Source organism: Nocardia sp. NBC_01503, from assembly GCF_036327755.1.
Taxonomy (GTDB): Bacteria; Actinomycetota; Actinomycetes; order Mycobacteriales; family Mycobacteriaceae; genus Nocardia.
Window position 1 is genome coordinate 4,377,071 of the sequence record NZ_CP109596.1, and the last position, 21,974, is coordinate 4,399,044.

The 21,974-nt window shown below is 62.8% G+C and carries 21 protein-coding genes; 7 read left to right on the forward strand and 14 right to left on the reverse strand.

Annotation, left to right across the window (positions count from 1 at the left end; all coding sequences use genetic code 11):
* Positions 1-75: 75 nt before the first annotated feature.
* From OHB26_RS19705 to OHB26_RS19740, 8 genes are all read right to left on the reverse strand, one after another.
* Entirely contained in the window at positions 76-2,619 is a 2,544-nt protein-coding gene (locus OHB26_RS19705) for a DEAD/DEAH box helicase family protein (RefSeq protein WP_330178746.1), read from the reverse strand.
* Positions 2,620-3,393: 774 nt separating this feature from the next.
* Positions 3,394-4,656: a replication-relaxation family protein gene (locus OHB26_RS19710; protein ID WP_330178747.1), complete on the reverse strand. Its 1,263-nt coding sequence runs from the start codon at positions 4,654-4,656 to the stop codon at positions 3,394-3,396.
* Between the two features lie 244 nt (positions 4,657-4,900).
* Complete coding sequence (locus OHB26_RS19715) at positions 4,901-5,461, reverse strand: PIN domain-containing protein (protein ID WP_330178748.1); 561 nt, start codon at positions 5,459-5,461, stop codon at positions 4,901-4,903.
* Positions 5,462-5,465: 4 nt separating this feature from the next.
* The gene (locus OHB26_RS19720; RefSeq protein ID WP_330178749.1) at positions 5,466-5,939 is read right to left on the reverse strand and encodes an excisionase family DNA-binding protein; all 474 of its coding nucleotides are present in this window, start codon (positions 5,937-5,939) and stop codon (positions 5,466-5,468) included.
* A 322-nt stretch (positions 5,940-6,261) separates the two neighbouring features.
* Positions 6,262-7,533, reverse strand: coding sequence for an ATP-binding protein (locus OHB26_RS19725; RefSeq protein ID WP_330178750.1), 1,272 nt, complete (start codon positions 7,531-7,533; stop codon positions 6,262-6,264).
* A gap of 457 nt (positions 7,534-7,990) precedes the next feature.
* On the reverse strand, positions 7,991-8,416 hold the full coding sequence (locus OHB26_RS19730; protein ID WP_330178751.1) for a type II toxin-antitoxin system VapC family toxin: 426 nt from the start codon (positions 8,414-8,416) through the stop codon (positions 7,991-7,993).
* Entirely contained in the window at positions 8,400-8,648 is a 249-nt protein-coding gene (locus OHB26_RS19735; RefSeq protein WP_330178752.1) for a type II toxin-antitoxin system Phd/YefM family antitoxin, read from the reverse strand. The genes OHB26_RS19730 and OHB26_RS19735 overlap by 17 nt, the downstream gene beginning before the upstream one ends.
* A 234-nt stretch (positions 8,649-8,882) precedes the next feature.
* Positions 8,883-10,190 carry an ATP-binding protein gene (locus OHB26_RS19740; protein ID WP_330178753.1) on the reverse strand — a complete coding sequence of 436 codons (1,308 nt, stop codon included), beginning with the start codon at positions 10,188-10,190 and terminating at the stop codon, positions 8,883-8,885.
* An 888-nt stretch (positions 10,191-11,078) separates the two neighbouring features.
* Between OHB26_RS19740 and OHB26_RS19745 the strand changes: the two genes are divergently transcribed.
* A complete protein-coding gene (locus OHB26_RS19745; RefSeq protein WP_330178754.1) occupies positions 11,079-12,092 on the forward strand; it encodes an ion channel in 1,014 nt (337 codons plus the stop codon).
* A gap of 144 nt (positions 12,093-12,236) precedes the next feature.
* Here the strand turns inward: OHB26_RS19745 and OHB26_RS19750 are convergent, their stop codons facing one another.
* The 3 genes from OHB26_RS19750 to OHB26_RS19760 form a co-directional block, all read right to left on the reverse strand.
* On the reverse strand, positions 12,237-13,145 hold the full coding sequence (locus OHB26_RS19750; protein WP_330178755.1) for an SDR family oxidoreductase: 909 nt from the start codon (positions 13,143-13,145) through the stop codon (positions 12,237-12,239).
* 3 nt (positions 13,146-13,148) lie between these two features.
* Positions 13,149-13,754, reverse strand: a complete 606-nt coding sequence (locus tag OHB26_RS19755) for a TetR/AcrR family transcriptional regulator (RefSeq protein WP_330178756.1) — start codon at positions 13,752-13,754, stop codon at positions 13,149-13,151.
* Positions 13,755-14,234: 480 nt separating this feature from the next.
* A complete protein-coding gene (locus OHB26_RS19760) occupies positions 14,235-14,585 on the reverse strand; it encodes a hypothetical protein (RefSeq protein WP_330178757.1) in 351 nt (116 codons plus the stop codon).
* A gap of 202 nt (positions 14,586-14,787) precedes the next feature.
* Between OHB26_RS19760 and OHB26_RS19765 the strand changes: the two genes are divergently transcribed.
* The 6 genes from OHB26_RS19765 (at position 14,788) to OHB26_RS19790 (ending at position 19,176) form a co-directional block, all read left to right on the forward strand.
* Positions 14,788-15,720: a bile acid:sodium symporter family protein gene (locus OHB26_RS19765; RefSeq protein WP_330178758.1), complete on the forward strand. Its 933-nt coding sequence runs from the start codon at positions 14,788-14,790 to the stop codon at positions 15,718-15,720.
* Positions 15,686-16,162: a MarR family winged helix-turn-helix transcriptional regulator gene (locus tag OHB26_RS19770; RefSeq protein WP_330178759.1), complete on the forward strand. Its 477-nt coding sequence runs from the start codon at positions 15,686-15,688 to the stop codon at positions 16,160-16,162. Before OHB26_RS19765 ends, OHB26_RS19770 begins: the two co-directional genes overlap by 35 nt.
* Positions 16,163-16,253: 91 nt before the next feature.
* On the forward strand, positions 16,254-17,687 hold the full coding sequence (locus OHB26_RS19775; RefSeq protein WP_330178760.1) for an MFS transporter: 1,434 nt from the start codon (positions 16,254-16,256) through the stop codon (positions 17,685-17,687).
* Positions 17,688-18,144: 457 nt separating this feature from the next.
* On the forward strand, positions 18,145-18,546 hold the full coding sequence (locus OHB26_RS19780) for a hypothetical protein (protein WP_330178761.1): 402 nt from the start codon (positions 18,145-18,147) through the stop codon (positions 18,544-18,546).
* Positions 18,547-18,549: 3 nt separating this feature from the next.
* Positions 18,550-18,885, forward strand: coding sequence for a hypothetical protein (locus OHB26_RS19785; RefSeq protein ID WP_330178762.1), 336 nt, complete (start codon positions 18,550-18,552; stop codon positions 18,883-18,885).
* Positions 18,886-18,900: 15 nt separating this feature from the next.
* The gene (locus OHB26_RS19790; protein WP_330178763.1) at positions 18,901-19,176 is read left to right on the forward strand and encodes a hypothetical protein; all 276 of its coding nucleotides are present in this window, start codon (positions 18,901-18,903) and stop codon (positions 19,174-19,176) included.
* Positions 19,177-19,205: 29 nt separating this feature from the next.
* Here OHB26_RS19790 and OHB26_RS19795 read toward each other — a convergent pair whose 3' ends face one another.
* The 3 genes from OHB26_RS19795 to OHB26_RS19805 form a co-directional block, all read right to left on the reverse strand.
* A complete protein-coding gene (locus OHB26_RS19795; RefSeq protein WP_330178764.1) occupies positions 19,206-20,222 on the reverse strand; it encodes an alpha/beta fold hydrolase in 1,017 nt (338 codons plus the stop codon).
* A gap of 79 nt (positions 20,223-20,301) precedes the next feature.
* Positions 20,302-21,105, reverse strand: coding sequence for an SAM-dependent methyltransferase (locus tag OHB26_RS19800; RefSeq protein ID WP_330178765.1), 804 nt, complete (start codon positions 21,103-21,105; stop codon positions 20,302-20,304).
* Between the two features lie 237 nt (positions 21,106-21,342).
* On the reverse strand, positions 21,343-21,882 hold the full coding sequence (locus OHB26_RS19805) for an alpha/beta fold hydrolase (protein ID WP_330178766.1): 540 nt from the start codon (positions 21,880-21,882) through the stop codon (positions 21,343-21,345).
* Positions 21,883-21,974 lie beyond the last annotated feature (92 nt).

Here is a 21,974-nt window from a genome sequence, read left to right on the forward strand (position 1 = left end):
AGTCAGCGTCAAACCGCACTGTGTAGTAGCTGATTTCTACTAACCGGTGCGACTGCGCCCACTATTGCTATATTGCTACATGCCTTCAATGCGAGCGAATTCGAAGTTTCGGCAATAGTCGAAAACGTTGAACTGGGTCTTATGTCGATTCGGTCCAAAGAGGTTCGGTGCAACTCGAGAACCGCGAGCAAGCATCTGCCAGAACAGACTCTTAGACCTCACCGGCTTAAAGAATACGAGATTGACGACAGCCGGAATATCTATCCCGGTATCGAGAAGTCCTGAAGAGATCGCAATCCGCGGCATTTCGTCGGAATCGGCGAATTGAGAGATTAGTCGATGCGAGTCCAAGTTGCGGGACGTAATCGATTTTGCAAAGTCATGACCGAGCTGTGGATATCGTTCATTAAATCGCTCAGCGATTATTTGCGCATGCTGAATGGACTTGGCGAAGATAATTGTCTTTCCGACAAGGACGCCATCTGCCCCCCGTACGCCGTCGCGAATCAGAGTTTCAAGCATATTGTCGATTGCGTCCACGCTGAACAGGAATCTGTTGATGTCATCGGCGTCGACATACTTTGCAGCGTCGACCATCAGCTTGCCGGACTCATTGATGTCTAGCTCGACCGTGCTCATATGCATTTCATCACTGATGGAGGATGTGAATTGAATATCGAAAATGTTGGGCGCAATTGCATAGCCTTCGGAAATCGCATCGGCAAGTTCATAGCTGTCTGTCGGCATGCCATCAGCGAGATTGAAAAGTTCATAGATGCAAGGGTCGACAGCATCCTTGGGGGCTGATGTAAATGCAAGGACCGTGGAATCAAAATGCTCAACGATGGCGCTGTACTGTCGATACCCTGAGATCGCCTCGCCAATTATGATCAGATCAAAATATCCCGGCCCGAACTTGCGGAGTCCAAATTCATCGACTTCATTCATGAGTGCAAGCATGGTCTGATATGTGGCTATATGAACTCGCCCGCTGGAGTGCTCTTCGCGCAGGCGGCTCACCACGGGAAGGTTTGGGAGGTGAGTGTTGAACATGTCAACAGTTTGCTGGACTATCAGTGCACGGTCAGCCAGGAACAATACGCGATGGACTCGGCCCGCACGCACCAAGAGATCAACGAGCGCTACCGCTACGAGTCCCTTTCCTGACCCTTGCGCCATGCTCAAGAGTGCTCTACGTTGTCTGTCGTCCTCGAAGGCTTCGCAGGTCCTACGGATAGCGCGGTGCTGGTACGGGCGGTTGACAAGAAGTTCGTCGACCGGGATCTCGGTAAGTGGTCGGTAGTTCTGTTTCCTCCGAATGAGTCGGCGGATCTCGTCCTTAGCGTAGAAGCCTTGAATCTCGCGGGGGGAATTTTGGACGTCGTCCCAGATATATGTGACATTACCGTCGGTGTAGAAGACTATCGGGCGCTGATCGAATGTTTCCTCAAGGCGATCTGCATAGATTTGCGCCTGACGGGTTGACGATGCAAAATCTTGGGCCGCTTCCTTTATCTCCACTAGCGCAAGCGGTTTTCCATCGTCGTCCCACAGTACATAGTCAACCGTCGCACTTTTCGATCCGAGGAGATTTGGTTCAGAAATTCGGTAATTACGTGTTATCGAGTCGTCTGATGCCCATCCCGCGCCTTCCAGGAGTACGTCGACGACCAGATCGAGCGTTTCGCTATCCTCGCGGCTTCTGATGTCGACCACGGCGTCTTCAGAAACTGATGCAGGAATCTCGGTGCGAACGATTGGAAGGTTTTCAGCTACTGGAATTGCCGGATTCCGATCAGGAATCAAGTCTGAATCGAAAGAAATATCTAAACCTGGAAGGTTATTCGTGTTTAGCGAGTAGGTACGTGCAATCCACAGGGAAACTTCGAAAAGCTCGCCGACAACTCGGACCGCATCGCTTTCTGTAATTGCGCCGCGATTGTGAACAGCCAAATTTCCTTGACTGCGGATTGTGTTCATTCTCTGGGTAATGGTTGATCCCAAGATTCGTACCAGAGCGGGGTCAGCGATCATCGTTGCCAGGCTTGTACGATCGGGAGGCTGGATTGAGCCATCGACTTGGTAAATCCACGCAATGGCTAGCTCCAATGTTGAGCGAGCATAAACGCAAGATGTCCGCGGATCGGTTTTTGCCAGCTGCTCGGCGCGCACTGCCGTTGCATACATCTCTGGCCAGCTCTTGCGGAGAAAGTCGAAATTGGACCCAAGCGACTTCTCCGTCTCTGGGGCATGTGAAGCGCCTGCTGCCGCGCTGAGTTTTCTCGGATTATCGCGAGTAGCCCACGACCAGACATCTACTCCATTGTTCCGATATGACGGTGTCAACTCGACCGTCATATCGCCGGAGGCCGCGCCTGGCAATAGGAGCCAGTTCGGGGAAACGTCCAATGCTAGAGAGAGGGCGATCAGATCGTCGACGTCAATCCGCCGCTGGCCCTTCTCGATTTTCGCCAGAGCGGACAGGTCGATTGGCCGACCGAGCTCGGCAAGCCTGGTGGCGAGCACTTGAAGGGTGAGATCACGTTCGCTACGGAGTCCTCGCAGGCGCTGTGCGACACGCGCACCCGTTGGTCCTAGTGCCCCGACCTGCTTTGCCATGGCTTCTAGCGTACTGGGTTTGGCGAAAATCTCCAACGAGTGTCTATCTTGACCAAACGGCTTGGAGCGAGGAGGCTATCAGCCGATGAGGACGGCCGAGCTGGCGCCGAAATGGCAACGGCCCCCGCGGGAACGGGGGCCGTCCTCGTCACGACTGTGGCTAACAGGAAGGACGAGGATGTCAATCGTAGGTGGTTCAGGTGGGCAGCCGAGCAGCGGGCCGCCGGAGAGCCGCGACGACGAAAAGGCAATAGTCTCACTTCGACTGACAGTGATCATCAGCTTGTCGATTCTCGTGGGACTATGTGCGGGCTCAACTGCCGGGCTGGCTGCGGGGTTCCCGATCGTCGACACGTACGGCAAAGGCGCGGGTCTAGCAGTTGGGTTAGTGGCTGCGATAGCGGCAGGGCTGCTGACCGGTATGGCGGCTGCACGGCACCTGCACGAGCTGATAGGTCGCGGGCACCAGTAATCTCCACGGGTGACCTCCCAATTCATCGTCCTAGAGCCGACGATGAATTGGGTCCGTGACGACACGCGCGAAGCTAGCGCCGTTGCGAGTACCCAAGGTGCAGTCGACCTACTCCCATCGGCACGTGCGCATGGTGAGATGTCATGTGGCTGAGTTCATGTAGGCGGCCAGAACGCAGTTCTAGCTGACGGATAACGGATCCGGCCAGATCCTCCTCCGGTAACTCGGCCCCTGATACTGCTCGATCCGGCCGCGCAGCGTTCGACCATCGGACCGCAAACTCAATCGGTAGCCATCTGTGCTCAGAAGTCGGTCTCGATGATGATCTGCTCCGACCGATCGGTACTCGCGATCGGGTGCGTCACGCCGCTCCTTGCACAGTTCGAGTCGAGAACGGCGCGGATATCCGGCGCATTTGGGTCGAAGGCGGCTTCGTTGTACGGCTGGCTGGTGCCGGTGTGGTGGGCGATGCGGGGGCCGCGTTCGGGTAAGTCGGCCAAGTGGAGTCGTTGGGCGGCGGCGTCGCTCTGGGGTGTCCACAGTGCCCAGACCGGGCCTGCGGGGCCGTCGGGATGCATGTGGTCGCGGGCCACAGTGGCGATCGTGATGTCGGGGAGGTAGCCGGAGATGGCCCGGTGCAGCGCCGTCTCGCGGCGGGACGAGTGCAGCGAGAACAACAGGATGCCGAACTCGTTGGTGGGGAAGCGTTGGTAGGTGGCGAGTTTACCAGTGAGGGCGGTCAATGACTCTGTGCCGGTGTCGTATTCGAGGAAGAACCGCACCGCGTGGTCGTTCTGTTCCCAGCAGCCGTACCCGTCGGGTCGCAATCTGACGGTTTCCCCGGAGTACAGGTCCAGGCGGAAGCAGTCGGTGCATTGGCGTTCCGACCACCAGTGGGTGAGCCCGGCCACCGGCTCCGGGTTGGCGGTGTCGCGGTGGCGAGCGGGGTTGCGGTGGGCGGCCAGGGCGCAGAAGAAGTCATTGACCCCGAGGCGGTGGGCGAGGGTGGGTGAGCAGGCCAGTCGTTCGAGCATCAGGGCGTGCGCGCCCTGGGCGGGTGGTTTCTCGGCGCGTGTGGCGGCGATCAGGCGTGCGCCGAGATAGCCGAGGGCGTGTTGGGTTTGGCTGGTGCCGCCGCCATAGAGTGACTCCCGGAAGGCGAACAGCATGCCCATCTCGCGCAGTTTCCTCAGCCGGTCTTGTGCGCGGCGGGTCGAGGTGAATTCCAGGGCGGCGATCTGGTCGGTGGTGAGTACCTTGTGTTCGGCCAGGATCGAGAGCAGGCGTCGGTCCCGGTCGAGCAGCCGGAACCACGGACCCGCGTCCGGGTGCCCGCCACGGTGGACGGCGCGCCCGCCAGGCCGCCGGGGGTGTGAGCATGTATGAGTATTGATATTGAGTCGGGATTTCGACCCACGGCACTGAACATGGTGCTGAGCGGCGCGAACACGGTAGCCATGTTCGGCGTATGGGGTGGCGGCTATAGGACGCCGAGCACCCGCCGACCCATCCGCGCTACCAAACGCTGCCCCATCCGCGCCCGGGTTGTCGTAGTGGCCGTTCATCGGGCTTCGCCGCCAACCGGTTGCCGGGAACCCACGGCCCGAATCATGATGTCCGGTCCATCCACCAGCACCGCGCGGTTCGTATGCTGGTCCGTCAGGTCCACTTCACGGCAGAGCCGCAGGTCATCGACCTGTGGCTCTGCCGTTTTTCGGCTTGCGCGAACCGTTCCCGTTTTGACTGGAACCGCTTCTGTTGTATCGGGTCAAACGTCGTTTCCGAGTTGGGAATTTGGAAGGGGATCTATCAGTCCAGTCGGCGACGAACTTCGGCGGCAAACCCCGATACTCCCGATCGATCGAGAACCTCGAGCAATCCCTGGATATGTTTCGGTGGCCGCCTGTGCTCGGCGACCTGCTTGTGGAGCAACCTGATCACCTGTCCCGGAGCAAGATCCAGCATGTCGAGCAGGAAGGCGTCGGGGTGCAACAACTCGGGGAACCCGTCGCCGATCGGACGGACCTCGAAATCTTTCAGGTTGAAGGTGAGCAAAACGTCGGCATTGCCCTGCAGCGCGGCAGCGAGAACATGGCGGTCCTTGGGGTGGTTCTCCATCCGATCCACTAGGTCGTCGTACCCTTCGACAATCGCGTCGGGAAAGAACCTGCGCAGCGTGGCGATCAGGTGATCTGCCTTCCGCGCGGTGTCTTCGTCACGACCATGCCGGACGGCGAGATTCCTGCGGAGTTCGGCGAGAATCTCGTTGGACCACAGTGGTTGTATGAGATCGGCTTCGGCCAGTCGCAGCACAGTGTCGCGGAGATGGCTCGGGTACAGAACACAGGTATCGAGGAAGACCCGCTGCATTCGGTTAATCCCGTCTCAGCGGTTCGTCCGGGACATCGTCGTAGAGTCCCAAATCCTCGGAAATCCTTGTCAGTTCCGATAATCCGGCAGCCCGCTCGGCGCGTCGAAACTCTCGAAAGGCGAGCACGTCGGTCAGTCGAACGCGCCGATGCCGACCCGGCCGGGTGAACGGGATAGCACCCGAATCCAACAGCTTCACAAACGTCGGCCTGCTCATGCCGAGCAACTCGGCCGCCTCCTGCGTCGTCAGCGTGGTGTGCAACGGCGCTACCGTCACTGCCTTACCCTCCGACAACGCTTGAGCCACCAAACGCAGAGCCTCGACCACCTCGGCAGGCAGCGCGACGACGTCCCCTTCGGAAGACCGCACAATGGACGCTTCGACCGTGTCCGGCATGGCGTCGAGAAACCTCTGTAGCGTGGCAAGTTGATCCGGATGCTCCGGTAGCAGCGTGCGCTCATTCAATGTCTCGGCCACGATGTCTCCTCGGGGGTAGGCAACGATTGTGCCCCATTTTCGAATAATTCGAAAGCGCGTACCTGGCGGAGCTGTCAAGGCATGCGGTTGCGAACTGCAGCCATGGTGTCTCTATGACCGTTCATCGGGCATCACCGCTGACCGGGCGCCGCGTGCCGACCGCCCTGATCATGATGTCCGGCCCGTCGACCAGCACCGCCCGGTTCGCATGCTGGTCCGTCAGCTCCACTCGAGGAACGGCTCGGCGGCGACGTCGGGCCGTTTGCTTTTCTTCGTCGCGTGACCATTCGCGGTGAGACCGGTTGTCGGGCTTTCGATCTGATCAGTCTTCGGGGCTCGGAACTTCCCAGAGGGCGCTTACCGGCATTGCGAGCATCTTGGGCCCGAAGGGCAGTGTCTGTTGGCCGGTGTGGAGCACGATGCCGGTGAGAAAGTCGTCGCCGAGGCGTTCTGCAAGGTGACGGAGGTGGCGGAAGTCGTCCGGTCCCACGGTGGAGGCGGCTTTGACTTCTATGCCGACGACTTCGCCGCGTCGGTTCTCGAGGACGGCGTCGACCTCGACCCCGTCCTTGGTGCGGTAGTGGTACATCTCGACATCCTCGGAGGACCACGTGCGCTGGCGTGCGAGTTCCATCAGCACAAACCCCTCCAGCAACGGTCCGAATCGGCCATTGGGGCGCAACATGTTACGCACATCGGCTCCGACGAGATTCGCTGCGATACCGGAGTCGACGAAGGCGACCTTCGGGATCATCGTGGCGCGGTTGCTCAGGTTTCTGGACCACGCCGGTATGCGTTTGATCAGGTAAACCTCCTCGAGCAGCGTCAGATAGCGTTTGACCGTGGAGGCTCCGAGCGCGAGGTCGTTGCTGAGCGAGGTGCTCGCGAGCAGTTGACCGGAGCGGGCAGCGACCAGTTGTAAGAGGGCGCGCATCTCGGAGGTGCGTTCGATCTCCGAGAGTTGGCGGATGTCACGGGTGATCAAGTCGCCGACATAGGAATCGAAGAAGGCCTTGCGCCGCTTGTCGGTGCTTCGCGTGATGGCTTCCGGGAAGCCGCCGCGGGCGATCCGCTCGGCGTAGTCGGCTCGCGGCACGGTCGTGGTGTGACGCAACTTGTCCCTGTGGGTGAAGACCGCGTCGATGAAGGCATCGGGCGCGCTGTCCATCTCGCCTTGGGAAAGGGGCCACAGCTCGATGGTCTCCATGCGGCCGACCAGAGTATCCGGCAGCGCCCGCAGTCCGAGTATGCGCGCGGAGCCCGTCAAGAGGTATCGGCCCGGGCGGCCGTCCGCATCGACTTGCGCCTTGATGGCCAGCAACAGCTCGGGTGCCCGCTGGATCTCGTCCACCACCATCAGGTTCGGCGAGTCGACGAACCCGTCCGGGTCGTTGAGCGCGGCCTGCCTGGTCACGGTGACGTCGAGGTCGCGCCATTCGGCTTCACGACCCTTCGTGACGAGGCGGACCAGCGTGCTCTTCCCGCATTGCCGTGCTCCATTGACGAGGACGACGCGGGTGTCGGCCAGCGCGTCGGCGACCGCCGCTTCGGCACGTCGAGGGATGACTGGTCCATGTCGGGTCTGCATGGCCATACGCTCCGTTCGTCGAGTGTCACTGCCTGACTACGGTCACCCTCAGGCTGATCATAGCTAGTTTCCAGCTCTGCAGCTGGTCGATTCGTCGCTACTGCGCTGGTTGATTCGTCGCTACTGTGCTGGTTGATTGGTCGGAATATCCGTGGTTGACTAGTCCGTCGCACCGGGCTCGATGGATTGGTTTTTCGTGTCCGCCGTCCGCTCACCGCGCGGATTGCGATATCCGGCCCGTCGACCAGCACCGCCCGGTTCGTATGCTGGTCCGTCAGGTCCACTTCACAACAGAGCCGCAGGTCATGGACCTGCGGCTCTGTTGTTCTTCCGGCAATGCGCGAACCCGACAGGTGTGCTGCACTGCCCGCGGGATGACTGAACCACCGGCAACCGCGGCCAAATGTGATTGCGGCGGTACTGGATTCGGTCGCAACACAATCGGTACCGAGTCCGTCCCGCATCAGTCGAATGGATTGAGCGTGGATATGCCAGTGCCGACCACGTCCGCGACATTGCGGGTGACGAAAGTCCACTCGTGCACCTTGGCGGTGGCGGCCAGCAGGCCATCCAATATCGGGACGGTCCTGGGGATGTTCATTCGAGCCCATTCCTCGGCGATGTCCGCGTCGACGGCGACAATACGATCGCGATAGGTGGTGCGCAGGGTGCCGAGCCACGATTCGAGAATCTCGGCCTGCGGCGTGTCCCGGACGCGCAGACGCTCGATACCCAACCGGATTTCGCCAAGGGTGATGGCGCTGAGGTGGAGTTGATGGGAGTGCACTCCCTCGTACCAGGCCAGCACCTTGCGGTTGGGGCTCTTCTTGCGCAGTTCGGACACAATGTCGGTGTCGAGTAGAAAGCCCAAGTCAGGCCGTCCAATCAATCTCGCGCGGTGATTCGCGGCTGCGGGTCAGATCGAGATCCTCGAGACTCGGACCGGCGCGTAGGAAGTCCTTGAAATCGGTGACCTCACCACGGAGCCTTCGGTATTCGGCAATGTCGATCACCACTGCAATCGCCTCGCCGTGCCGCGTCACCACCTGCGGGCCGTCGGTGGTGACACTCCGGAGCAGCTCGCTGAAGCGCTGTTTGGCTTCCTGAACCTGCCAGCTCATCGGTTCGGCTCCCTTTGATTGTTGGTCTGTCTAGACAGACTAGATTGTACTCCGGCCAGCCGTCGCGACCTGTTGTATGCCGGGCATTCACGGGCCGAATCATCACGTCCGGCCCGTCGACCAGCACCGCCCGGTTCGTATGCTGGTCCGTCAGGTCCACAGAACGGCAGAGCCGCAGGTCAATAGCCTGCGGCTCTGCCTTTTTCGTGGCAGTGCGCGCACCGTTCGAGGCGGTCATGGTCGTGCGTTCCACAGGGCGCTGATCGGCAAGGCTCGGAATTTCGGCCCGAACGGGAGGGTTTCGGTGCCGGTGTAGAGCAGGTATCCGGCGAGGAGGTCGTCGCCCAGGCGTTCTGCGAGGTGGCGGAGCCCGCGGAAGTCTTCGCCCTTGACGGTGGTGGCGGCTTTCACCTCGATGGCGATCACCTCTCGTCGGTTGTTCTCGAGGATGATGTCGACTTCGACGTTGTCGCGGGTGCGGTAGTGGAACATGCGGGCCTCCTGGTCGGACCAGGTGAGCTGACGAGCGAGTTCGGCGGCTACGAAGCCCTCCAGCAATGACCCGAGCGGGCCGTTCACGGCCCGCAGCGCGCGTGAGTCGGCACCGCACAGATAGGTGGCGATGCCGGAATCGACCATGAACACCTTGGACGTCGCGACGGCCCGGGTGGTCAGGTTTCGTGACCACGCGGGGATGCGCTTGATCAGGAAGACCTCTTCCAGGAGGCGAAGGTAGCGGGCGACGGTGTCTTTGGGCAGGCCGAGTTCATTGCCGAGGGCGCCGGGCACCAGGAGCTGACCGGAGCGAGCCGCAACGAGGTTGGCCAGGGTGAACATTTCTGCGCTGCGTTCGATCTCGGACAGTTGCATGACGTCTCGGTTGATCAGATCGGCGACGTAGGAGGAGAAGAATCGGGATCGCCGTTTGCCCTCTCGCGCAACAGCTTCGGGGAAACCGCCGCGGGCGATCCGTTCGATGTAGTCATCGCGGTTCTCGGTTCCGTCGTGCCGTAGTTGTGGTCCGCGTTCGAAGGCGGAATCGATGAATCTGTCCGGTGCGCCGTCGATTTCGCCTTGGGAGAGTGGCCAGAGTTCGATCGTTTCCATGCGTCCGGGAAGGGCGTCCGGAACGCTCCGGAGCGCCATGACGTGCGCCGAGCCGGTGAGCAGGAACCGGCCGGGTCGTCCATCGGCGTCGACGGTCTCCTTGATCGCCAACAGCAGCTCCGGTACTCGCTGTACCTCGTCGATGATCAAGAGGGAATCGTCGAGGACGAACTGGGTTGGGTCGTAGCCGGCCGCCTGCCGGGTCTCCGGCTTGTCGAGGCTCCGCCACGTCGCGCCGATCTCTCTGCCAATCCGGGCGACCAGCGTGCTCTTACCGCATTGACGAGCCCCGTTAACCAGGACAACACGTGTATCCGCCAGTGCTTCATGGACTGCCGAGTGGGCGTGCCGGGGAAGGATTCTACCAATAGGCGATGACGAAAAGGACGAGGTCACCGCCGTAGTATCGCATGCGGCGTGCGCGGTTCGCCGCATATTGCGTGCGCGTTCTGCCGCAACGTATGTGCGCGTTCTGCCGCTATGATCCTGCGCCTCTTGCCGACACCGGAACGATTGCCTTGCTGGAGCGTTGTCGATGAGTCGGCGATACGATCCGCAGGTGATTCGTTGCGATCGGGCACGTGGAGCGGTCGCGATCATCGAGCACCGCCGGCCGAGTCTGGCCGGGCACCCACCGCACGAATCACGATGTCCGGCCCGCCGACCAGCCCTGCCCGGTTCGCATGCTGGTTCGTCAGCTCCACGTCTGGGCAAATGCCCGTGACCTCAACAGAGGTCACGGGCATTCGTCGTTGCAGCGGTTGCTGATCATGTTCGTGCACGGCGTCGATTGGTCTGCGAGGCCGCGCGATTCGGTATGGTCGCCGACGAGGTGCGCGCCCATGGCGTTCGGCCGCGAACCACCTCGTCGAAACCAGGTGCCGATGCACAACCAATGCGGCACAGAGCATCATGACGTGCTGTTAGGACATGACGCCCGCTCATCTGTCTTCGAGTTGCTGCTGCAAGGCGACTGAACCACCGGTAACCCTTGGCGGTGCAAGACGGAATGCGTCCGCGGTCTTCGCGGTGTGCTGTCATATGTTGTTCTGGGTCATCGGGTTCCACCGCCCGCGAACCCACCGCGTGGATTGCCGGGAACCGATGTGGTTGACGATTCCGCTGCGTTATGCGGAAGTCACTGAGGGCTTGGGTGATCAGTTCGAGCGCGTTCTCCATGGGAGGGACCTGGGTTCCTGATCGATTCTGTGCGGGAACGCGGTTCGAGGGCGTGGATGCGGGGCGAAGTTCGCGCGGGCAGGTACTACGGTGGGTGCACCTGTCGACGTCCGGTGGAGAATAGTGTTCTTCTTTCTGTCTCGTATGCTCGTGCGCTTCGGTCTGTTGCGCACTTGGGCGACGCCGATCGTGGTCATCGGTTTGGTCTTCGTGACCAGCTGGCCGCTGTTGTTCTGGGCCGAGCCGGCCGGCAGCGCACTGGTTCAGCCGGGCAACTTCTGGTGGTACTTCGTCGTCACCGCGTCCACCGTCGGGTACGGCGACTTCTTCCCCACGACCGGATTCGGCCACCTGGTGGGTGTGTATGTCATCGTCGGCGGCATCGTGACGCTGACGACGGTGTTCACGAAGCTGGCCTCGATGCTGGAGGAAGCGAAAGGCAATCGCATGCAGGGAATGATCAGTACCGATGCAGCCGGGCACGTTGTCGTTCTCGGCTATCGTGCCGGGCGGACCGAACGGATCGTCGGGGAGCTGTCGGCGGACGAATCCCGTCGGCTCGTGCTGTGCGCCTGGGACGAGGTCGGTTCCCACCCGATGCCCCAGCAGCACGGTCTGGAGTTCGTGCGCGGTGATCTGACCGACGAGGGCGTGCTGCGGCGCGCCGGAGTGCACCGCGCGAGCACGGTACTCGTCGACGCGCGCGACGACAATGAGGCGCTGGCGATCGCGGTCGTAGTCGCCCATCTCACCGACACCGCGCATACTGTGGTGGCACTGCGCGACCTCGATCGCGCCGACCTGGTTCGGTACGTGGGCCCCTGGATTCGATGCGTGCAGTGGCACACGCCTCGAATGATCACCGAGGAGATGACTTCTCCGGGTATCGCCGAGGTGTACGCCGAGTTGATGACTCACGGCGGTGCCAACACCTATTCGCTGGCCCTGCCGGCGTCGTTCGGCGGGGTGTCCGTGGAGCGCTGTCAGATCGCGCTCGGTCAGCGATACGGAGCGATACTGCTGGCGGTCCGATCGGGTGATGACCTGATGGTCAACCCGATCTGGACCGAGACACTGGCGCCGGGCAGTGTGCTGTACTACATCGCGCCGCGACGCTTGACGAATGAACAGGTGCTCCGCGAATTGTCTTGCTCCTGAACGGTTCCGGTGATGTCGAATGTCATTCGGGCGCTGCTCGGTGACGGTGTCGGCAGGAGGTGCGGGATGTCGATCCGTACTCGGCCGATCTCGGTTCGCGCCCACGTCGCCGTAACCTGCGCGGGATGTGCTCGCGTTGTCCTCTCAAGGGTTTCTTCCGGACTCTTCTCGAAAGAAGGCGGCGAGGTGATCGTGGCCGGTGGCGGGGGCCACCATATCCGTGGTCATGACGGAGAGGAAGAATTGCAGGGGGCCGAAAGTGCGCTCCGGAGTTATGGATTCGACCAGCCGACGGGCCGCGGCCGCGAGTCCGCGCGGCACGTGAGTGATGCGGGCGGGACGGCCGGTGGCGGCGAATGCGGCTTCGGCGATCTGATTGTGAGTGAGGATGTCCGGTCCGCCGATCTCGATGTCGGGGGCGGACCGGGTGGTGGCGGTCGTGACGCAGAATTCGGCGAGATCTGCGCCGGATATCGGATTCATGCTGCGGTTTCCGTCGCCGATCAAGTAGACGCGGCCCTTTTCGGCCATGGTCAGGAATTCGCGCATGTCCGAGAAGTAGCCCGTCGGGCGAATTACGGTGCCGGCCACGGCGGATGCGCGCAGTTCGTCGACGAAGCGCTCCTTGGCGGCTGCCAGGCGTACGTGATCGCGGAGCTCACGGCCGTGCAAGACGGAGATGTACACAAACCGCGCCACGCTCGCCCGCTCGGCTTCGCGTAGCAGGGCCAGGTTACCGCCGTAGTCGACCTGTTCGTATCCGACGCCGTCGCGCTGGCGGGTGATTCCGATGCTGGAGAACACGGTGTCGACGTCGTCGGCCGCGCCGTGCAGGGTTGCGGCGTCGGTGATTTGGCCTACGAAGACGTCGTCGGCCTCCGGCAGGTCCGACGCCTGCTCTGGTCGGCGTACGAGTACGCGCACCCAACAGCCGTGCTTTTTGAGGGCGGAAACCAGATGGCGTCCCAGGTAACCGGTGGCGCCTGCCACGAGCACTCGTGACATCGGTTGTGGCGGTGTGGTGTTCGGGTCCTGTGCGGTGGGGTTCGGCATTGGCTACTGCCCTTTCGTGTGCGGCAATTTGTCGGTCGGGGTGGCCCACAGTCCGGCGAGGAGTCGCAGGACGGCCGTGGTATCGGGAGATCGGTCGGCCGTCGCGGCCCAGCGGGCCAGGATCCACTGGTCGGCGGCCGCGAGCACGCTCGCGGTGGCCGCGTGCAGGAGCTCCGGATCTATGTCGGTGCGGATCACGCCGAGGCGGGTGCCATCGGTGACGAGGGCGCGCAGCCACTGGTCGGCCGTGGTCGACTCCAGGGGGACATGGGCGGCGAGAACGCGGTCCTGCGGGTGGTCGGCCAGATGCGTGATCAGCCGTTGGGAGGCGGCGGTCAGTTCGGTCCAGAACTGGGCCGCGCCCGTGGCCGGCGTCCAGGAACCGAGGACGAGCGCCAATCGTGCCGCGAGGTCGTCCAGGACGGTCTTCAGCAGATCGTCCCTGCCGTCGAAGTACTGGTAAGCGGTGGTTTTCGAGATGCCCGCGGCAGCGATGATCTTGTTGTATGACGCGCTGGTCGCCCCGTCGGCGGCGAATGCGCCGCGCGCGACGGCCAGGATGTGCTCGCGCTGTTCCGGGGCGATCCGCGTGAATCGAGGTAGCGGCATGTACTGATGGTACACACTGCTGGTACACCAATGTCTATATGCGATTTTGTGATCTTGTAGCGGAAAGGGGCGTGGGCGGGGCGAAAAGGGTTTCGGTGCCGTACTCGAGGACCCGCGTCCGGATAGCAGCTACAACCTGGCTCATCTGATTCGGTCGCTTTCGGCAGTTGCGAACTCGCCTAGCGCTCGGGTGGGAGCGCGCAGATGCGTGCGGAGAAAAAGCAATTCGATGCCGACGGCCTGTTCGTGCGCGTCGAGGAACGGTGCATCGTGCCCGCCGGGCACACGGGCGACTTTCGCGTTCGGTGCCGAACTCGCCGCCTCGACCGCGAGTTCGGCCGGAGCGGTCTGGTCCTGTGCCGCGCACATGGCCAACCGCGGCCGGGCGTAGGACGTAACTGCCGGTGCGAACGGACCCCCATCATGCCCGCCCCGTCGACCAGCGCCGAGCCTGTTCTTCTTCCTCGTATACCGCGGGTGTCAGCCCGGGATCTGTGCGCCGATGGCCGCGCCGGCGCCCGCGCCGAGGCCGGCTCCGATGACGCCGCCTGCCGCGCCGCCGATTCCGATGCCGATGGCGATGCCCAGGGGGCAGACGGGGGCGACGACCACGCAGCCGGCGCTGCCGCCGATGAGGGCGCCGACGCCCGCGCCGACGACGGTGCCGACTACCGTGCCGATCTGTTCACCGGCGAGGGATTGGGTCTGGCCTGCGGCTACCGGTTGGACGGCGATGGGTTCGGTCGTGGGAGTCTCCGCCTGTGCGATGCCCGCGCCGGTGCCGATGAGTGCGGTGGCGATGGCGGCGGCCGCAGCTATTTTGCGAATCATGGTGTCCTCCTGGATATTTCCCCCAAAGCAACGATTGTGCTCCGATAGCCGGAGGTTGATAGGGGGATCGGGGGAGAATTTCGTTTCTCGAAACACCCGGTCAGTGGTGTTGTGGCCGAGGCGCATTCATCGCGCGGCTAGGGTCGGAGGGGAGTAGCCGTTCGAGTGCAGTGATCGGCGTGGTGAAAGATATAGGGACGCAGTGAATTCTGGGTTTGTCGCGGTCGCGTTGCCGATTGCGCTGGGCGTGATCATGTTCGGGCTGGGGTTGGCGCTGACCCCGGCGGATTTCACCCGGGTGGCGAGGCAGCCGAAGGTGGTGTTGATCGCGCTGGTGTGCCAGATGGTGATATTGCCGTTGGTGGCCTTCGGTTTGGTGACGGTGCTCGAGCTGGCTCCCCTTGCCGCGATCGGGTTGATGCTGTTGGCGGCCGCGCCGGGCGGTGCGACGGCGAATCTCTTCAGTCATCTGTTCCGTGGTGATGTGGCGCTGAATGTGTCACTGACCGCGGTCAATTCGATTATCTCGGTGGTGACGGTACCGCTGATCACGAATGCGGCGATCGACCATTTCGGTCCCGATGACGGTCCGGGTTCGCTGGGCGTGCAATTCGGCAAGGCCGTACAGGTCTTCGCGATGGTTTTGATCCCGGTGGCGATCGGTATGACGGTGCGTGCCCTGCGCCCAGGCTTCGCCGATCGCATGGATCGTTCGGTGCGCATCGCCTCCGCACTGCTCCTGGTCTTCGTCGTGCTGGGTGCGGTGCTGTCGAACAGTTCGGATATCACCGGCGATCTACCCCGAATCGGCGCGGCGGCCGCCCTGCTGTGCGCGATCAGTCTGACGGTCGGCTATTGGCTGCCCCGACTGCTCGGTGTCGCCGATCGTCAGGCCGTGGCCTGTTCGATGGAGATCGGGATTCACAACAGCGCCATCGCCATCACCATCGCGATCAGCATTCTGGACAGCACCGAGATCGCGGTCCCCGCGGCCGTGTACGCGGTCTTCATGTCCCCGTTCGCCGCCGCGTTCGGCTGGCTCATCAGCCGTCGACTACGGATGAATGCAGATAATCCGCAACAAAACTATGATGTGCGGTATGACCGCTCTGGCACCCGTTCGGACCGAACGTGACCTGTCGTTCCTGCTCGACCGCACCAGTCATGTGCTGCGCACGCAGATGTCCGCCGCGCTGGCGGAGATCGGCCTGACCGCTCGTATGCACTGCGTTCTGGTGCACGCGCTCGAGCAGGAGCGCACCCAGGCGCAGCTCGCCGAGCTGGGGGATATGGATAAGACCACCATGGTGGTGACCGTCGACGCCCTGGAGAAGGCGGGGCTGGCGGAGCGGCGTCCGTCGAGTGCCGATCGCCGCGCGCGCATCATCGCGGTCACTCCGGAGGGTGTGAAGCTCGCCGCGCGCAGTCAGAAGATCGTGGACGGCGTCCACCGCGATGCCCTGGATTCGCTTCCCAAGGGGGAGCGCGACGCCCTGTTGAAGGCATTGAATCACCTGGTGGAGGGGCATCTTTCGGCGACGGCGGAGGCATCCACGGCGCGCCGCGCCAGGCAGTGATCCGGCCGCCAACCCAAAAAGTCCGTTAGAGATTGTCTGCAACGGAACTATCTAGTACGGTCTCTCTTGTCGGTTCGAACAGGAGAAGACCATGACAGCGTCCAAAAGCCTTGCCCTCGCGGTGCTTTCCGCCGCGACGCTGATGACCATCCTCGATGGCAGCATTGTCACGGTGGCCATGCCCGCGATCCAGCAGGATCTCGGCTTCACGCCCGCCGGTTTGAGCTGGACCGTCAACGCGTATCTGATCGCCTTCGGTGGCCTCTTGCTGCTGGCGGGCCGCTTCGGTGATCTGATCGGCCGCAAGACGATGTTCCTGATCGGCAATATCGTCTTCACCGCCGCTTCACTGCTTGCGGGCGCGGCGAACAGCCCGGCCATGCTGATCGCGGCCCGCTTCCTGCAGGGCGTGGGCAGTGCGATCGCCTCGGCGGTGGTGCTCGGCATTCTGGTCACCATGTTCACCGAGAAGGGTGAACGGGCCAGGGCCATCGGCATCTTCAGCTTCACCGGCGCGGCCGGTGCCTCCATCGGCCAGGTGCTCGGCGGTGTACTCACCGATGCGCTGAACTGGCATTGGATCTTCCTGATCAATGTGCCGATCGGCGTCCTGACCGTCGCACTGGCCGTGAAGGCGCTGCCCTCGGATCGTGGTCTGGGCCTGGCCGCCGGGGCCGACGCGCTGGGCGCGCTGCTGGTCACCGCCGGTCTCATGCTGGGCATCTACACCGTCGTGAAGATCGAGGAGTACAGCTGGCTGTCCGCGCACACCCTCGGCCTCGGCGCTGTATCGCTGATCCTGTTGGCAGGATTCGTCATTCGGCAGGCCACCGCGAAGACCCCGCTGCTTCCGCTGCGAATCTTCCGTTCCCGCAATGTTTCCGGCGCGAATGTGGTGCAGATGCTGACCCTGTCGGCCATGTTCGCATTCCAGATCATCGTCGCCCTGTACATGCAGAAGGTGTTGGGCTACACCGCATTGCAGACCGGTCTGGCCATGCTGCCCGCCGCCGTCGCCATCGGCGGAGTATCACTGTTCATCTCGGCCCGACTGATCACCCGCTTCGGTGAGCGGACCGTCCTGATCACCGGCCTGGTCCTGCTGCTGGCCGGAATGGCCTGGCTGACAAGGCTTCCGGTGCATGCCGCCTACATCCCCGATCTGCTCCCCATGATGGTGTTGATCGCCGGTGGCGGCCTGGTCCTGCCCGCGCTCACCAATCTGGGTATGTCGGCCGCCAGTGCCGATGACGCCGGACTCGCCTCCGGCCTGTTCAACACCACCCAGCAGGTGGGTATGGCGATCGGTATCGCGGTGCTCTCCACCCTGGCGGCCTCCGAGACCGGCACCCGGCTGGCGGCGGGCGCCGCCGAGGCCGCGGCCCTGACCGACGGCTACCGTCTCGCCTTCACGGTGGCGACCGGAGTCCTGGCCGCCGCGCTGATCATCACCGGCACTATGCTGCGGCGGCCCAGCGCCGCCATCGATTCCGCATCGGCGGAAGCGATGGCATTGGCTGCCTGACCTACCTGCTCCGACACGGTTCGGGCCCGGCGAATCCCACCGGGCCCGAATCGCGTTATGCGCGATCTTCATGCCTGTTTCGCGGCTTCCCACCACTGGGAGGCCCGATTTGCTTGTGTGCACGTCTGCTCCGAGGATCGCAAACGCGGTATGTCGACATCTCGGTCGGTGATCTACCGATTCCGAGAGGGGCCGCGATGTGAGTGGAGCAGCCAGCCAACTGCTCGCGCAGTTTGCCGAACGGATCGCCAATATTTTTCGAGGTGGGATGGCGGATGGGGTGGCGCCGGGTTTGCGTCGCACCGGCGAAGGTGTGCGGACGGTAGCGTCGGACGCGCGTCAGGTGGACGCCCGGGCCATACGTTCCTTCGATGGGGATACCGGTTTCGCGCAACGCCGATTCGGCGGTCTACTGCCCCAGCGGCGTTCGTACAAACCGAGTTCCGAGGAAATGGAGATGAGGCAGCGCCTGGCGAGTCCGGATCGCGGCCGACATGTCGATTCCCTGCACGGTCCCAATGCCACACAGGGCAATGACCTGGACAGAGGTGCTCGCAAGAAACAGGTGTACAGGGTGGAATCCACCGATGGCCGCCGGAGTGTGCTCAAACCCTTCACCGGCGAGATTCGCACCAGGCGTTGTATTCCGGCCGCACCCGGCGCGCAGGGAGCGCGTGAAGTCGCAGCATATCGCCTCAACCACATGTTCGGGTGGGATGTGGTTCCACCAGCGGGAATTGCCGAAAATGCGGCCGGTCTGGGACCGGGCGTGGTGATGAAGTTCATCGAGTCCGAGGAAGGGCTGCCGATGGCGCACTATTCCGTGGCGGACCAGCATCGGATGGGAGTGCTCGACTAGGTCATGGCCAATACCGATCGAAACGCCAGCAACTATCGGACGGTCGTCACGAACGGCCGGAATCGGGTTGTGGCAATTGATCATTCGCTGACGTTCCCGGAATACCGGGATGCGGAGTTCGGCATACGTTCGGACTTCGTACGCGCTCAGTTGGATCAGCCACTGGACGCTGGCGTGCTGAAGGATGTTCGAGCGCTGCACCCGGATCGGTTGCGGGCCGGGCTCAGTGATCTCGGCTTGAGTGAAGGTGCGACCGAGGGTGCGGTCGCTCGTCTGCTGGAGATTCAGAACAACGGTAGAATTACCGGCCTGGCATGGCAGCCAGGCCGAATAGAGTAGGGCGGTCGCAGCGGAATGAAGCGGCGTACACCGACTTTGGTCGCGGTCTACGATCTCGGGGCATGGGAACCGCGGCGCGTGGCCGAGTTCCGATTGACCGAGCAGGGTGCGGTGGCGCTCGAAGTCCTGGTTCCGGGGGGATGCAGGCTCGCTGAGCAATGGCATCGGTCCGGTGTCGAAATCCTCGGCGCAGGTGCCCGCGTCCATCCGGCAGCCGGTCCCGATTTCATGCTCGCTCTGCTTCAACCCTTCGGTATGAGCTACTACGCGATAGTCGACGAAAGCCCGTAGTGCGCGGTGAGGGAGCTGTCGGTGCCGGATCAGATGGTCTTCATCCAGTCGATGACTGCGGTCTGATAGTCGCGGGTGTTCAGGGCGAGATTCACCGAATGTCCACTGCCCGGCAGAACGAAGGCGCGGAAACGCGCGGCCGGGGCGTAGTACTGCGCCTCGGCCGCGTACAGCGTCGCGCTATCGGCGCAGATGGCGTAGTTCGGGCCGCAGGACAGGCGATCCTTGCTGCCGACGGCGAGCATGATGGGCACGTTGATCTCGGCGGATTGGCCGGGCAGGGTGGCGAGCAGGCCGTCGGGATACTCGCTGAGCGAGAAGGTCTCCTTGGTCGCCTCATCGGTCGCGAGCACCGCCGGATCGAAATCGCCGTCACCGTAGAAAGCGAATTGCCGGGCACCGGGCCGGGTCGTCAGATAGCCGGAATCCACACCGCGCCCGGCGAATACGGGATCGGCGACGGCTGGATAGTACGAGCTGATCACACCGAGCACGTCCGGAATGCTCAGCGTATGTGAGTAGCCGGTGAGCAGCACACCGTCGACATCGTGATAGGTGCTGGCCTCCATGACCGACGTGCTCGAGGTGAGTGAATGTCCCGCTGTGACAACCTTTTCAAAGCCCGCGCCGCCCCCGTATCCGGCGCGCAGCGCCTGCACAATGCCGTGCAGTGCCTCGGAGGTGCCGGTGGCGGTGAGCGACAGGCTCAGCGGCCGGCTGCTCGCGCCATTGCCGAGCCGATCCGCGACCAGTGTCGCGTATCCGGCGGCATTCATCGCCTTGCGGAAGTTGTAGATCTCGGGCTGATACGAGAAATCCCAATAGGTTCCGTTGTAATTGGAACCGGACATGAGAACCATGACGGTATCCGCCGTGCCGCCCGGCGGCAGGCACAGCGTGGTGGCGAGCGTGCCCTGTGCGACCGGGAACGAGATATCCCGGCAACCGGCGGCCGGGGTGACGGGATCGGCGTGGGCAATGCCCGGCGTCAGATTCAGCAGCGCTGCGGCGGCGATCGCCGCCAGCGCCCGGACTGAGGTTCGCACGCTATCTCACTCCCTGTGCGAGTCGTTGACTAGCAGGCGCGAATGACGATACCGCACACCGTGTTCGGCCGTTCGCGATCTACGATGCGCTTTCGGATTTGCGGCCGATGGCGCCCAGGATCGCCAATTTCGTCAGCGGCAGATCCTCTTCCAGCCAATTCTGCACATGGGTCAGACCCGGTTCGATCACCTCGAAACCGTCCAGGAAAGCGCTGATCTGTTCCCGGGAGCGGAAACGCACCTGCGCCGGACTCTTTTCGAGATCGCCCGAGGACAGGTACATGAAATCCTCGGTGGTATGGGTGGAGGTGTGAGTGAAGGCCAGGTAGCTGCCGGGCGCCATCGCATCGCGGAATCGGGCGATGATCTCGGTCGGCTTCTCCTCGTCCATAATGAAATGCAGGACGCCGACCACGGCAATGGCAACGGGCTCATTCCAGTCGATGCCGGCTTCGGTCCGCGCTCGCTCGATAATCTCCTCCGGAGAGCGGATATCGGCGAGTATCGTGGTGACACCGGGTGCGTCGTCCAACAGCGCATTACTGTGCGCGTGCACGACCGGGTCGTAATCGATGGAGGCTACCAGCGCATCGGGCTGGATCGCCTGTGCCACCTCATGCACATTGGGGGAGATGGGGATTCCGGCGCCGAGGTCGACGAATTGCCGAATACCGTTCTCGGCGGCCATCTTCACCGCGCGTAGTAGGAATTCACGGCTGAACCACGCCATGGTCTTGGTGTCCGGAGCGACCTGCAGCATCCGGAGGGCGACCGCCTGGTCCGCTTCGTAGTTGTCCTTGCCGCCGAGCATGAAGTTGTACACCCGGGCAGCGTTCGGCCGGAATGGATCCACGCCGACCGGTACCCGTTTTTCCTGCGGCACCCTGACCTCCCTCTATATCCCGAGCCAATCGTAACCAAGGTTGGCGCTCCACCACTGAAAACGCGTACCCGGCTGATCCCGCGAGCGCGGCCCAGCAGAGTGGTGTTCATCGAGGTACGGCCGAAAACAGTTCGGGCCCAGCATAATTCGCTGGACCCGAACTGTATATTCCGAATCAGATGGTCCGCATCCAATCGAGCACCGCGGCGTGATAGTCACGGGTGTTGCGCGCGAGATTCACCGCATGGCCACTACCGTGAGCAGCACACCGTCCACATCGTGGTAGCTGTTGGCCTCCATGACCGAGGTGCCCGAGGTCAGCGAATGCCCGACGGTGACGACCTTGGTGAACGGCCGCGCTCCGTCGAGCCCGTCACGCAGTGCGCGCACCATGCCGTGCAACGCCTCCGCGGTGGCGGTCGCGGTGAGCGAGAGGCTCACCGGCGTACTGCTCGCGCCATTGCCGAGGCGATCGGCGACCAGGGTGGCGTAGCCGGCGGCATTCATGGCGCGCCGGAAGTTGTAGATCTCGGGCTGATACTGGAAATCCCAATAGGTGCCATTGAAATTGGAGCCGGACATCAGCACCATCACGGTGTCGGCGGCGCCACCGGGCGGAAGGCACAGGGTGGTGGCGAGGGTGCCCTGCGGAACCGGGAAGGAGATGTCCCGGCAGCCGTCGGCCGGTACGGCCGGTTCGGCATGGGCGATGGCGGAGGTCAGGCTGAGCAGCGTCGCTGCTACCGCGGCGGCGAGTGCTCGGACCGAGGTTCGCACGCTGACGCACTCCCTTGGGTGATATGCGAGGAACAGATGTGAGGGCGGCCGACTCTGGCGAATTACGATACCGCACACAATGATCGGACGTT

What these genes read in the sequence shown, in the direction of transcription:
- OHB26_RS19705 (WP_330178746.1), bottom strand. Translation starts at nt 2,619, where the DNA reads ATGGCAAAGCAGGTCGGGGCACTAGGACCAACGGGTGCGCGTGTCGCA.
- OHB26_RS19710 (WP_330178747.1), bottom strand. Translation starts at nt 4,656, where the DNA reads ATGAACGGCCACTACGACAACCCGGGCGCGGATGGGGCAGCGTTTGGT.
- OHB26_RS19715 (WP_330178748.1), bottom strand. Translation starts at nt 5,461, where the DNA reads ATGCAGCGGGTCTTCCTCGATACCTGTGTTCTGTACCCGAGCCATCTC.
- OHB26_RS19725 (WP_330178750.1), bottom strand. Translation starts at nt 7,533, where the DNA reads ATGGCCATGCAGACCCGACATGGACCAGTCATCCCTCGACGTGCCGAA.
- OHB26_RS19735 (WP_330178752.1), bottom strand. Translation starts at nt 8,648, where the DNA reads ATGAGCTGGCAGGTTCAGGAAGCCAAACAGCGCTTCAGCGAGCTGCTC.
- OHB26_RS19740 (WP_330178753.1), bottom strand. Translation starts at nt 10,190, where the DNA reads ATGCGGCGAACCGCGCACGCCGCATGCGATACTACGGCGGTGACCTCG.
- OHB26_RS19745 (WP_330178754.1), top strand. Translation starts at nt 11,079, where the DNA reads ATGCTCGTGCGCTTCGGTCTGTTGCGCACTTGGGCGACGCCGATCGTG.
- OHB26_RS19750 (WP_330178755.1), bottom strand. Translation starts at nt 13,145, where the DNA reads ATGCCGAACCCCACCGCACAGGACCCGAACACCACACCGCCACAACCG.
- OHB26_RS19755 (WP_330178756.1), bottom strand. Translation starts at nt 13,754, where the DNA reads ATGCCGCTACCTCGATTCACGCGGATCGCCCCGGAACAGCGCGAGCAC.
- OHB26_RS19760 (WP_330178757.1), bottom strand. Translation starts at nt 14,585, where the DNA reads ATGATTCGCAAAATAGCTGCGGCCGCCGCCATCGCCACCGCACTCATC.
- OHB26_RS19770 (WP_330178759.1), top strand. Translation starts at nt 15,686, where the DNA reads ATGACCGCTCTGGCACCCGTTCGGACCGAACGTGACCTGTCGTTCCTG.
- OHB26_RS19775 (WP_330178760.1), top strand. Translation starts at nt 16,254, where the DNA reads ATGACAGCGTCCAAAAGCCTTGCCCTCGCGGTGCTTTCCGCCGCGACG.
- OHB26_RS19780 (WP_330178761.1), top strand. Translation starts at nt 18,145, where the DNA reads ATGAGGCAGCGCCTGGCGAGTCCGGATCGCGGCCGACATGTCGATTCC.
- OHB26_RS19785 (WP_330178762.1), top strand. Translation starts at nt 18,550, where the DNA reads ATGGCCAATACCGATCGAAACGCCAGCAACTATCGGACGGTCGTCACG.
- OHB26_RS19790 (WP_330178763.1), top strand. Translation starts at nt 18,901, where the DNA reads ATGAAGCGGCGTACACCGACTTTGGTCGCGGTCTACGATCTCGGGGCA.